The organism is Pseudomonas sp. MWU16-30317, assembly GCF_020515695.1.
In the GTDB taxonomy this organism is placed as follows: Bacteria; Pseudomonadota; Gammaproteobacteria; order Pseudomonadales; family Pseudomonadaceae; genus Aquipseudomonas.
In genome coordinates, this window is the sequence record NZ_JAIWJA010000006.1 from 1 (window position 1) to 12,419 (window position 12,419).

Here is a 12,419-nt window from a genome sequence, read left to right on the forward strand (position 1 = left end):
ACAGAATTTCTTGACGACCATAGAGCATTGGAACCACCTGATCCCATCCCGAACTCAGCAGTGAAACGATGCATCGCCGATGGTAGTGTGGGGTTTCCCCATGTGAGAGTAGGTCATCGTCAAGATTAAATTCCGAAACCCCCATCTGCGAAGGCAGGTGGGGGTTTTGTCTTTAAGTAGAAGCTTCAAGTTTTTCGCTGATACGTCACCTGTTGACGGATCGGCTACAGAATTTCTTGACGACCATAGAGCATTGGAACCACCTGATCCCATCCCGAACTCAGCAGTGAAACGATGCATCGCCGATGGTAGTGTGGGGTTTCCCCATGTGAGAGTAGGTCATCGTCAAGATTGAATTCCGAAACCCCCGTCTGCTAGCGCAGGCGGGGGTTTTGTCTTTCTGGCTCCCGCCAGGTCTCAAGCCCTAAAGCTCACCCCCTGCGCAGCCGATAAAGGTCGGTAGAACGATACAAGAGTGATTGCAAGGTGCCATTGTCTTTTAGCCATCGACCCTGCACCATGCCGTTCCTGACCCCTGCCTTCTCGGACTGAACGCATTGGCGAGCCGTATGAACCTGCGCTGGATGCTGCGCCGCCTTGGGCTCGCCGTGCTGCTCGGTACGCTGCTGCTCGGCGGACTGCATGCCGATTGGGACTTCTCCCTGATCAGCCGCCGCGCCGAAGCCCTGTACGGGCCACTGGGGCAGGGCAAGCAACGTATCGATGCCTGGCAGCAATTGCTGGCCACCCAGAAGCAGCTGAGCGAAGTACAGCGCCTGCAGGTGGTCAATCTGTTCTTCAACCACCAGATACGCTACGCCGAAGACATCGACGTCTGGCATGTGGACGATTACTGGGCGACGCCCATCGAGGCCCTGTGGAAAGGTGCCGGCGATTGCGAAGACTACGCCATCGCCAAGTACTTCAGCCTCCGTCACCTGGGCATCCCCAGCGACAAGCTGCGCATCACCTACGTCAAGGCACTGCAGCAGAACCGCGCGCACATGGTACTGACCTATTATTCCAGTCCCACCGCGATGCCGTTGGTACTCGACAGCCTGATGGACGATATCAAGTTCGCCAACCAGCGGCCCGACCTGCTGCCGGTTTATTCCTTCAACGCCGAAGGCTTATGGCTGACCGGTGCGGCGGGTGATAAAAAGGTCGGTGATGCCAAGCGCCTGTCCCGCTGGCAGGATGTACTGAAAAAGATGACCGCAGAAGGCTTCCCCGTTGAACCCGAAAATTAATCAGGAGCACTGATGTCTCTGTTCAAACAATTGCTCATCGCCATTTGCCTGTTCCTGATTGTCGCCTTCAGTGGCAGCTTCATGGTCAGCCTCGAGAGCTCGCGCGCCCAGTACGTCAACCAGTTGCGGTCTCATGCCCAGGATGCCGCCACGGCCCTGGCGTTATCGTTGACGCCCAATATCGATGACCCGGCCATGGTCGAGTTGATGGTCAGCTCGATCTTCGACAGCGGTTATTATGCCAACATCAAGGTGGTCGACCTGAGCAACAACAAGGTCATGGTCGAACGCCATGCCGAACCGGGAGAGGGCGGTGTGCCCCACTGGTTCGTCAAGCTAATCGGCCTCGACCCCGCTGGTGGCGACGCCATCGTCAGCCGCGGCTGGCAGCAGGCCGCTCGGGTCGAGGTGGTCAGCCATCCGATGTTCGCCCTCGCCAAGTTATGGGACAGCGCCCTGGGCAGCCTGGGCTGGCTGCTACTGTGTGGTGCCGTCAGCGCCGTGCTGGGCGCTCTGCTGCTGCGTCGCCAGCTCAAGCCATTGGACTACATGGTCGAGCAATCCCATGCCATCGCCCGGCGCGAATTCCTCAGCCTGCAAGAGCTGCCGCGCACGCCGGAACTGGCCCGCGTCGTACAGGCCATGAACCAGATGGTCGAGAAACTCAAGGCGCTGTTTCGCGAAGAAAGCGAGCGTAGCGAGAAGCTGCGCATCGAGTCCTATCAGGACGGCCTCACGGGCCTCGCCAACCGCCGCTATTTCGACATGCAGCTCACCGCCCACGTCAGCAATATTGAAGAGGCCCGTGCGGGTTATCTGCTATTGCTGCGCGTCACTGACCTGGCCGGGCTCAACCAGCGCCTGGGTGGCCAGCGCACCGACGAATTGATCAAGGCCGTTGGCGAGCATCTGTCTCGCGCCTGTGCCAAGTACCCTGAGACACAGAATCTGGTGGCCCGCAGCCGCGGTGGCGAGTTCGCTGTGCTGGCCCCGGGCATGGTCCGCGCTGAAGCTCGGCAGTTCGCGCAACTGGTCGATGCCTCGCTCACCAGCCTGCACGAAACTGGCGCTACCGACATGGCCAGAGTGGCGTCCCTCGGTCTGGCCCCGTACAACCCCGGCGATTCGATCCAGGAGCTGCTGACACTGGCAGATCAGGCCCTTTCGCAGGCCGAAGCTCAAGGTGACAGCAACTGGGTGTGCCTGGCGCAAGACAGCTTGCCGGCCGTCATCGAAGACCATCACGCCTGGCACAGCTTGCTGGATCACGCCCTGGAACATGGCCGCTTCGAGCTGTACTTCCAGCCGGTGGTAGGTAGCAATGATCCGCAGCAGGTGATGCATCACAAGGTCATGTCGCGCCTGCGCGACGGCAAAGGCGGCACCGTTGCTGCGGGGCGCTTCCTGCCCTGGGTCGAACGCTTTGGCTGGTCGGCGCGTCTGGATCGCATGATGATCGAACTGGTGTTCAAGCACCTGCAGGAGCACGACCACCCACTCGCACTCAATCTCTCCGGTGCGACCCTGGCCGATCCGCACTCGCTCAACCGCGTCTATGACCTGCTGGCCCACTATCCCGCTCTGGGCAAGCGCCTGACCCTGGAAGTCGGTGAAGAACAGGTGCCGGAACAAGCGGCGCTCGAGCAGATCACCAAGCGCCTGCGCAGCCTCGGCTACAGCCTGAGCCTGCAGCGCTTTGGTGGCCGCTTCAGCATGATCGGCAACCTGGCCAACCTCGGCCTGGCGTACCTGAAAATCGACGGCAGCTACATCCGCGCGATTGATGAAGAAAGCCACAAGCGTCTGTTCATCGAAGCCATCCAGCGCGCTGCCCACAGCATCGATCTGCCGTTGATTGCCGAGCGCGTGGAGACGGAAGGGGAGATGCAGGTGATTCGCGAGATGGGCATCCAGGGTGTACAGGGCCGCCTGATCGGCGAGCCTGCGCCCTGGCAGTGAGACCGCGTCGCCTGCTTCGCTAGCAAGCTACACTCCCACAGCGTGAATCAATCCTGTGGGAGCACAGCTTGCTGGCGAAGAGGGCTGCACGGCTAGCGCATATTTCAGCGCTGCATGCCCCAGCGCTTCACCGTGACGCGTTCGAGGGTAGCGAACACCAGGTTCTCCACCAGCAGCCCGATCAAAATCACCACCGCCAGCCCAGCGAACACCTTGTCGGTGTACAGCTCGTTGCGGTTCTGGAAGATGTACCACCCCAGCCCGCCTTTACCGCCCGTGGCACCGAATACCAGCTCCGCCGCCACCAGCGTGCGCCAGGCAAATGCCCAGCCGATCTTGAGCCCTGACAGAATCGACGGCAACGCCGCCGGCACCAGGATCAGCGCCACGAAACGCACGCCCTTGAGCCCATAGTTGCGGCCGGCCATGCGCAGCGTATCGGACACGCCCAGGAAGCCCGTGTAGGTGTTCAGCGCCATGGTCCACAGCACCGAGTGCACGAGCACGAAAATCAGGCTGTTGTCGCCCAGGCCGAACCAAAGCAGCGCTAACGGCAGCAAGGCAATGGCAGGCAGTGGGTTGAACATCGACGTCAGGGTGCCCAGCAGATCACGGCCGAACTGGGTCGACACAGCCAGCGTCGTCAAGCCGAAGGCCAGCACGATACCAATCAGATAGCCCTTGATCAGCACCACCAGCGATACCGCCACCTTGGCCGGCAGCTCACCGCTCCACATGCCCTCGGCCAAGGCCTTGGCCGTCTGCAGAAAGCTCGGCAGCAGCAGATCGTTATCGGTATAGCGCGCGGCAACTTCCCAGGCGATGGCCAGCAGCACCAGGATCAGGCTCTTGCGCAACCAGCCTTGTTGCCAGAGGCGCTGCCACACGCTGATTTCTCGTTCCAGGGCGATGCCGCTCAGCGGCTCCAGAACGACCTCGTATTCCTGTCTCAGGGGATGGGTCATGGTCAGGTCTCCCCTGTCAGTAAGCGATACGGATGTCGGCGAAGTGCTCGATGGTTTCCGGCACGGGGGCCTGATCCTCATCGAACAGCAACCGGTGAATGCGCCGAGCGGTCGCCTGGAAGCCATCGCCACCCAGGCTGTGCATGTTGTACTGATGACTGTGCACCTCGGCACGCACGCGGCCGGGATGGGGCGACAGCAGCAGGATGCGATTACCCACCACCAGCGCCTCCTCGATCGAGTGCGTGACGAACAGCAGCGTGAAGCGCACTTCTTCCCACAACAGCAGCAGCTCTTCCTGCATCTTGCGCCGGGTCAGGGCATCCAGTGCAGCGAAAGGCTCGTCCATCAGCAGGATCTTGGGCTGCATGGCCAACGCGCGGGCAATGGCGACCCGTGCCTTCATACCGCCCGACAGCGTGTGCGGATAGGCATCGGCGAATCCGCCCAGGCCGACTTTGTCGAGATAGTGCAGGGCACGCTCTTCGGCTTCCATGCGCTTGAGGGTGCGCGATGCCAGGAGCGGAAACATGACGTTCTGCTTGACCGTTTTCCACGGCGGCAGCTGGTCGAATTCCTGAAAGACCACGATGCGGTCCGGGCCAGGTCCCTCGACTCGCTGGCCGTCGAGGCTGATCTGGCCTTCGGTGGGGCTATGAAAGCCGGCCACTGCCTTGAGCAGCGTCGACTTGCCACAACCCGAAGGGCCGAGCAGTACGAAACGGTCGCTGCGGTCGACTTCGAAACTGACCTGGTGGGTCGCCTGCACCACGCTGTGAGCAGTGCGGTATTGCAGACTGACGTTGTCGACTTGCAGCAGCGCTTGCGCGCGGGTATCAGGCGCGATGCTGGCCTCGTGGCCTTGCACAGGTGCGTTCATGGCGGATCAGCTCCCCTGCAGCGGTTTTTCATCCTGGAAGAAGTAATCTTTCCAGGACTCGGGCTTGTTCTTGATCGCACCGATGCGGTACATGAACTCGGCCAGTGGGTAAGTGCCCTTAGGCGTGATGCTGAATTCGAACTGCGGGTTGTCGATGATCTTCAGCAGTGCAGCGCGGTCGATCTTGGCGCCGGTCACGCGGATATAGGTATCGGCTGCTGCACCTTTGTCCTTCTGGGCGAAATCGGCGGCTTCAGCGAGCGCCTCGATGAACGCCTTGTAGGTCTTGGGATTCTTCTCGCGGAATTTCTCGGTGGCGAACAGTACGGTCGGCGAGTTCGGGCCCAGCAGATCGTTGGTGTTGAGCACCACATGCACGTTAGGGTTGGCCAGCTCTTGATCCTGGAACGGCGGGTTGGAGAAGTGGCCCGACAGTTCGGTGCCACCGGCGATCAGCGCGGCACTGGCGTCCGGGTGCGGCAGGGCGATGGTGTACTTGTCGAGTCGATCGAACGACTTGTCACCCCACTGCTTGGCGGCAGCGTATTGCAGGAAGCGCGACTGCACCGAGACACCCACGGCCGGAACAGCGATGCGGTCTTTCTCGGTGAAGTCGGCGATGGTCTTGACGTTGGGGTTGTTGCTTAACAGGTAGTAAGGGAAGTTGCCCAGCGACGCCACGGCCTTGACGTTCTGGCGGCCGTGGGTGCGGTCCCAGATGGTCAGCAGCGGGCCGACGCCGGCACCGGCGATATCGATGGAGCCGGACAGCAGCGCGTCGTTGACCGCCGAGCCGCCGGACAGCTGCATCCAGTCGACCTTGATGTCGATGCCTTCCTGCTTGCCGTACTTCTCGATCAGGTGCTGATCGCGCACCACGTTGAGCAGCAGATAGACGATGCCGAACTGTTCAGCGATGCGGATTTCGCCTTCAGCCTGCGCGGCGGCGGGGGCTACCAGGCTGCCGGCCACCAGGCTGACACCCAGGCCGATGGTCGCTGCCAGGCGATTGATACGTTTGAACATGGTTCAGCTCCTGAACGGGACAACCCCGGCGTAACGGCCGGGGTACAAAATAATGACGTGTGCTCGAGGGTCGCGAATCAGAACGGCGCGTCGCCCTGGATGGTGGTGCGCAGCAGCTTGCGGCGCATATGGCTCGGGCAGCCAGCGGCCAGGTGGATCAGGGAGCGGTTGTCCCAGAACACCATGTCGCCGTCCTGCCACTGATGGCGATGGATGTTTTCCGGACGCACGCTGTGGGCGTACAGCTCAGTGAGGATCTGCTGGCTCTCGTCTACCGGCAAGCCGACGATATTGGTCGTGAAACCCTCGCTGACGAACAGCGCCTTGCGCCCGGTTTCAGGATGGGTGCGCACGATCGGGTGGTCGACCACCTGCACCTGAGCCAGTTGCTCGGGGGTGAGGGTCGGACGCCAGTTGCCTTCGAATTTGGTCTCGCTGTAACGCGCGGTGTAGGAATGTGACGCTTTGCGTCCATCGATGGCCTCGCGCAATGCTTGCGGCAAGCCGTCGTAGGCTTTGTGCATATCGGCAAACAGCGTGTCGCCGCCTTCGGCTGGGAGCTCTTGGGCGTAGAGCATCGAGCCCAGGCTCGGCAGCTCTTTATAGGAAAGATCCGAGTGCCAGAATTTACCCGCATCGCCCAGGCCGATGGCTTGGCCGTTCTCGATGATGTTCGAGACGATGAGGATTTCCGGGTGATTGGCCAGCAGGAACTGCTTGAGCACGTGGATCTGCAGCACGCCGAAACGACGGCTGAAGTCGATCTGTTGCTGCGGGGTGATGTGCAGCCCGCGGAACACCACCACGTGATAGTCGAGGTGGGCGCGATGAATGCGCGCGAAGTCCTGGTCATTGACCGGCAGACTTAGGTCCAGGCCAATGATCTCGGCGCCGACGTTGCCGGCCAGGGGGCGGATTTCAAACGCTTGCTGGGCGCCTTGGAAGGCTGGCGCAGCGACAGAAGCCGAAGACATGATCGTTCTCCAAAAAACTTGCGCGACCCGGGGCAAGGTACGCTACGTGAGGAGAACTATAACGATCTAAAAAAAGGAAACTAAATACCGATTGGCGCTAAGCATAAAACCAAAAACAACGCGCAACCGCCGTGGGAGCGCGCAGCCCGCTCCCACCAGAAGCCCTGCCATCACCGCTCGTGCAGCGCCTCGGCCCGGGCACGGATGATCGGCTTGAGCAGATAGCTCAGCACGCTCTTCTTGCCGGTGATGATATCCACCGACGCCACCATCCCGGGGATGATCAGCAGCGGCTTTTCATCGGTGCCCAGGTGGCTCTTCTCGGTGCGCAAGGTGATCACGTAATAAGTGTTCTTCTTGTCCTCGTCCTGAATGGTGTCGGCGCCGATCTGTTCGAGCTTGGCCTTCAGGCCGCCATAGATGGTGTAGTCATAGGCGCTGAACTTGACGATCGCTTCCTGGCCCGGGTGCAGGAAGGCGATGTCCTGCGGACGAATACGCGCCTCCACCAGCAAGGTGTCGTCCAATGGCACCACTTCCACCAGGTCGCTGCCCGGCTGGATCACGCCGCCGACGGTGTTCACCAGCAACTGCTTGATGATGCCGCGCACGGGTGAGGTGACCATGGTCCGGCTGACCCGGTCTTCCAGGCCCTTGGATGTGGCCTGGGCCTTGTTGAGGTTGGTACGTGCTTCGTTGAGCTGGGTCAGGGCGTCACTGCGGAACTTGCCACGGGTCTCGTCGACCTTGCGCTGCACTTCATTGATAGCCGCCTGAGCGCGCGGAATCGCCAGCCCGGTGGAATCCATCTGCCCACGCGTCTCGACTTCCGAGCGCTTGAGCCGCAGCATTTCGACCGGCGACACCGCACCCTGAGCGACCAGCGGTTCGGACATGCCGATCTCCTGGCGCAACAGGCCGAGGCTGTTGCGGTACTGCTCCTGCTTGGACTGGTATTCGCGCAGTTCTTGCTGGCGCTGCACCAACTGCTGTTGCAGGCCGCCGATTTCATCGCCCAATTGCTGGCGACGGCTCTGGTACAGCGACTCTTCGTCGGCCGTCTGCTTGGGCGCACGCTGGCGCACATCAGCGGTGAAGTTCAGCGGCCGGCCGTCGACCTCGGCGCTCAGGCGCTCGACCCGCAGCTCGGCGGCCACGCGGTCGGCATCGGTCTCGCCGACGTTGGACTTGAAGCGCGTGTCATCGAGGCGGATCAACGGCGCACCGGCGTCGACGATCTCGCCTTCGTGCACGTAGATCTGCGCGACGATGCCGCCTTCCAGGTTCTGGATCTTCTGGACCTTCGACGAGGGGATGGCCTTGCCTTCGCCCTTGGTCACTTCATCGATCACCGCGAAGTGCGCCCACAGCACCAGGAAGGTAAAGAAGGCGATCACCGCCCAGATGGTCAGGCGCACGATGCGCGGGGCGTCATCGATGAGCGCCTTGTTGACCTCGGGCATCGGCTGGCCTTCGAGCGAAGGTTTGCCTTTGAAGTAGGCGCCAATACCGCCGGACTTAAGCAACATTGATCTGCCCCTTCTTCAGTGCTTCCATGACGGCGGCTTTCGGGCCGTCGGCAACGATTTGTCCGCGGTCGATCACCAACAGGCGGTCGACCAGCGACAGCAGCGAAGCACGGTGGGTCACCAGAACGACGGTCTTGTGTTCAACCACGGCTTGCAGGCGGGCCTTGAGGCGCTCCTCGCCAGTGTTGTCCATGGCGCTGGTGGGTTCGTCCAGCAGCAGGATCGGCGGATTGAGCAACAGTGCCCGCGCCAGCGCGACGTTCTGCCGCTGGCCGCCGGAAAGGTTCTGGCCGCGCTCGCCGACTTGCAGTTCATAGCCTTGCGGGTGCAGCCGGGCGAATTCATGTACGCCCGACAGCTCCGCTGCCTGTAGCACCTGCTCGTCCTCGACGTAGCGCGCACCGGTCACCAGGTTGTCGCGAAGGGTGCCGGCCAGCAGTTGGATGTCCTGCGGTACGTAACCGATGTTGTGGCGCAACTCGCTGATATCGATCTGCCGTACATCGACACCGTCCACCAGCAACTCGCCGCTGTCCGCTTCATACAAACCGACGATCAGTTTGGCCAGCGAGCTCTTGCCCGAGCCGCTGCGGCCGATGATGCCGATGCGCTCGCCCGGGCGAATCGACAGGTTGAGGCCGCGCAGCGCCTGGTTCTGCTGATTCGGATAGGTGAAGTCGAGATTGCGAAATTCGATAGCGCCCTGCAGCACCTGACGGCTCAATGGGCGCTCTTCGAAGTTGCGCTCCTGGGGCAGGTCCATCATCTGGTTGATCGAAACCATGGTCACCTTGGCTTGCTGATAACGGGTCAGCAGGCCGGACAGTTGGCTCAACGGGGTCAGGGCGCGAGTATTGAGCATGTAGCAGGCAATCAGGCCGCCCATGCTGAGGTTGCCAGCGATAATTTGATACACACCAAAGCAGATCAATACCACGCCGGCCAGTTGCTGAATCAGAAACGTCAGGTTCATTGCCAGTCCTGACAACACTTTGACGCGCAATTCCAGGCGGCTCATGGTGCCGATCGTCTGCTCCCAGTGGTACTGGCGCTCGCTTTCGGCGTTATTGACCTTGATGCCATCCAGACCCGACAAGGTTTCGATGACACTTGATTGACGCTCGGCGCCCAAGGCCATGGTGCGTTGCAGGGTTTCGGTGAGCGGTTTCTGTAGGAGATGACCGATTCCCAACGCCAGCGGGAAGGCCACGACCGGGATCCACACCAGATTGCCGCCCAGAATACCGATTACCAGCAGGATAAGCAGGGTGAAGGGCAGGTCGATCAGGCTGGTGAGGGTCAGCGACGTCAAAAAATCGCGCATGCCCTGGAATTCATGGATGTTCTGCGCATAGCTGCCGACCCGCGCCGGGCGGAATTTCATCGACATGCCGACGATGCGCTCGAACAGCGTGGCGGAGATGATCAGGTCGGTCTTCTTGCCGGCCAGGTCCAGGCACAGGCTGCGCATGCCCTTGAGCAGCAAGTCGAACAGATAGGCGCCACTGATGCCGATCGCCAGCACGAACAGCGTCGAGGTGGCCTGGTTGGGCACCACGCGGTCGTACACGTTCATCACGAACAGCGGTGCCGCCATCGCGATGATGTTGATGATCAGGCTGGCGGCGATCGCGTCTATATAGAGCCAGCGCGAGCGCTTGAGGGTGTCCTTGAACCACGATTTGGCGCGCGGGATGAGCGAGCCGTGGTTGACGTCGAATTTGTGCTGCGGCTGAGCGAAAAATACCCGACCGCTGTAGTCCTCGAGCAGCACGGCACGATCGACGCGCACCTCGCCACCGTCACTTTCTGACAATAAGAGACGCGCAGTGTCACCTTCCCAGCCCAGCAAGGTGGCGCAACGACCGTCGCGCAACAGCAGCAGGGCGGGCAGTGCAATAGAGGGGATTTGCTCGAGCTTGCGCACCAGCAACCGGCCCTGCAGGCCCGCGCGCGAGGCGGCGCGGTTCAGCAGGTCGGGGCTCAGACGCTGATTGGGCAGCGGCAGGCCAGTGGTCAGCATCGCCCGACTGGCCGGCTTTTGATGCAGGTAGCAGAGCGTCAGCAGACCATCGAGCAACGGATCGTCGTGCTGGCTGCGCGGATCATGACTGAGTTGAACTCGACTGGCTTCTGATTCCACGCGGCACGCTCACTTATACAAATTAACTAGCTGATTCCGTCAAGAATCAGTTCATGCCCGGCAGTTTTACTGTCGGTTTTGTTTCGTTTTGCACAACTGATGCCATCGGCGCCACGACGCCTTCACTTTGCAGCAATTGGCCCATTACAGCCTTGATGCGGTACTGGCTGAAATCCTTGAGGTTTTGCACTTCAGCCAGGCGGCGCTCGGCGGTGAAGGTTTCGTTTTCGCTGTCGAGCAAGTCGAGCAGGGTACGTTCACCCAGGCTGAACTGCTGCTGATAAGCGGTACGCACGCGGTTGCTGCGCTCGGCGTAGGACTTGGCGATCGGCAACTGCTGGGTGGCGTTGTTGTAAGCGTTCCAGGCCAGGCCCAGCTCTTCGTTCAGCTGACGCAGTGCGTTGTTGCGAATATCCAGGGCCTGGTTGGACAGGTACGACTTGGATTCCAGGTCCGCCTTGTTGGCGCCACCCGAGTACAGGTTGAAGCTCATGCGAACCATGGCCTGCCAGCCGTTGTAGTGGCCGTTTTCGCCGCTCACGTTGTTGTCGGCGTTTTTTTCCAGCTCTGCAGTGAAGCGCGGATAGAAGGTCGACTTGGCCGACGAGAACTGCTTCTCGGTGGCGGAAATATCGGCTTCGGCGGAGCGCAGTACCGGGCTGTTTTCGATCAACTGGTGACGGGCTTCGTCCAGCGTGGCGGGCATCTGCGCAAACGGTGCAGGCGCGGACAGCTGATCAGCTGGGGTGCCCACAGCGCTCAAGTAGTTGGTTTCGGCGTCGGCCAGGTTGGTCTGTTCTGTGATCAGGTTGTTGCGAGCCTGAGCCAGACGCGCGTCGGCCTGGTCGAGGTCGGCGGTACGGCCCACGCCACGGGAGGTGCGCAACTGGATCTGATCGTAAATGCGCTGGTGGTTGTCGAGGTTCAACTGCGCCAGGCGCACATATTCGCGGCGTACCAATACATCCAGGTAGACCTGGGCAACTGTAAGGCCGGTGCGTTCGCTCGTGCCCAGCAAAGAATAAGCACGAGAGTTGACGGTGGCTTGTTGACGCCCAACTTCGTTCTGCGTCGCAAAACCGTCGAATATCATTTGAGTGAGTCTAACGCTGGCTTCACCCCGATTGAGTGTGGTGTTGCCATCCCTGCCAGTTTCGGCACGGGTGGTCGGGGTGTCGGAACCCTCGCGACCATAGCCTGCCAGTACGTCAACCTTCGGCAAGTAGCCACCTTTGGCAGCCCGTAATTGGTAGTCGGCAGCGATGCGCGCGTTAACGCCGGCCTGGATTTCTGGATGGACCTCAATCGCCTGCTGCATGGCTTCTGGCAGGGTTTGTGCTTGAGCGTAGCCGGCCGCCAGAACAAAAGGGATGGCGGTGAAAAGGATGTTCGCGCGCATGAATGATTACTTCCCGAAGACGACGTATGCACCCCCGGGAAAAACCCACAGGGATTGGTAAATGGCGACCTTGCAATTCGTATATCGGAGATTCCACGCGGAACTTGATCACGAATTCTGGAAGCCGGTAATGCCACTTAAATATCAATGTGACATTACGCGGCGGATTGTTTAGGATGGCGCGACGAAGGTCAATAGATTGTCACAAAGTTAATCACGTTAAATTACCGACAATGTCTTGACGCCATTAAATTTCATACCTTTAGCATCGCTCATTGAAGAAACGACAAAAAA

The 12,419-nt window shown here is 60.6% G+C and carries 9 protein-coding genes and 2 rRNA genes; 4 read left to right on the plus strand and 7 right to left on the minus strand.

The window, feature by feature from the left end; genetic code table 11:
- Positions 1 to 9 precede the first annotated feature (9 nt).
- From rrf (LIX93_RS17640) to lapD, 4 genes are all read left to right on the plus strand, one after another.
- Positions 10 to 125: ribosomal RNA gene (rrf, locus tag LIX93_RS17640) — 5S ribosomal RNA — on the plus strand.
- A gap of 110 nt (positions 126 to 235) precedes the next feature.
- A 5S ribosomal RNA gene (rrf, locus tag LIX93_RS17645) occupies positions 236 to 351 on the plus strand.
- A 218-nt stretch (positions 352 to 569) separates the two neighbouring features.
- On the plus strand, positions 570 to 1,250 hold the full coding sequence (gene lapG, locus LIX93_RS17650; protein ID WP_226505342.1) for a cysteine protease LapG: 681 nt from the start codon (positions 570 to 572) through the stop codon (positions 1,248 to 1,250).
- 12 nt (positions 1,251 to 1,262) lie between these two features.
- Positions 1,263 to 3,209 (plus strand): cyclic di-GMP receptor LapD, encoded by a 1,947-nt coding sequence (lapD, locus tag LIX93_RS17655; protein WP_226505343.1) that lies wholly within the window; start codon positions 1,263 to 1,265, stop codon positions 3,207 to 3,209.
- Between the two features lie 104 nt (positions 3,210 to 3,313).
- Here the strand turns inward: lapD and LIX93_RS17660 are convergent, their stop codons facing one another.
- The 7 genes from LIX93_RS17660 to LIX93_RS17690 all read right to left on the minus strand — a co-directional run bounded on the left by LIX93_RS17660 (position 3,314) and on the right by LIX93_RS17690 (position 12,125).
- On the minus strand, positions 3,314 to 4,174 hold the full coding sequence (locus LIX93_RS17660) for an ABC transporter permease (RefSeq protein ID WP_226505344.1): 861 nt from the start codon (positions 4,172 to 4,174) through the stop codon (positions 3,314 to 3,316).
- A gap of 16 nt (positions 4,175 to 4,190) precedes the next feature.
- Positions 4,191 to 5,054, minus strand: a complete 864-nt coding sequence (locus LIX93_RS17665; protein ID WP_226505345.1) for an ABC transporter ATP-binding protein — start codon at positions 5,052 to 5,054, stop codon at positions 4,191 to 4,193.
- Between the two features lie 6 nt (positions 5,055 to 5,060).
- Positions 5,061 to 6,080, minus strand: coding sequence for an ABC transporter substrate-binding protein (locus LIX93_RS17670; RefSeq protein WP_226505346.1), 1,020 nt, complete (start codon positions 6,078 to 6,080; stop codon positions 5,061 to 5,063).
- A 77-nt stretch (positions 6,081 to 6,157) separates the two neighbouring features.
- Positions 6,158 to 7,054, minus strand: coding sequence for a TauD/TfdA family dioxygenase (locus LIX93_RS17675; RefSeq protein ID WP_226505347.1), 897 nt, complete (start codon positions 7,052 to 7,054; stop codon positions 6,158 to 6,160).
- 170 nt (positions 7,055 to 7,224) lie between these two features.
- The gene (locus LIX93_RS17680; RefSeq protein ID WP_226505348.1) at positions 7,225 to 8,583 is read right to left on the minus strand and encodes an HlyD family type I secretion periplasmic adaptor subunit; all 1,359 of its coding nucleotides are present in this window, start codon (positions 8,581 to 8,583) and stop codon (positions 7,225 to 7,227) included.
- Entirely contained in the window at positions 8,573 to 10,726 is a 2,154-nt protein-coding gene (locus LIX93_RS17685) for a type I secretion system permease/ATPase (RefSeq protein WP_226505349.1), read from the minus strand. The genes LIX93_RS17680 and LIX93_RS17685 overlap by 11 nt, the downstream gene beginning before the upstream one ends.
- 46 nt (positions 10,727 to 10,772) lie before the next feature.
- The gene (locus LIX93_RS17690; protein WP_226505350.1) at positions 10,773 to 12,125 is read right to left on the minus strand and encodes a TolC family outer membrane protein; all 1,353 of its coding nucleotides are present in this window, start codon (positions 12,123 to 12,125) and stop codon (positions 10,773 to 10,775) included.
- Between the last annotated feature and the right edge of the window lie 294 nt (positions 12,126 to 12,419).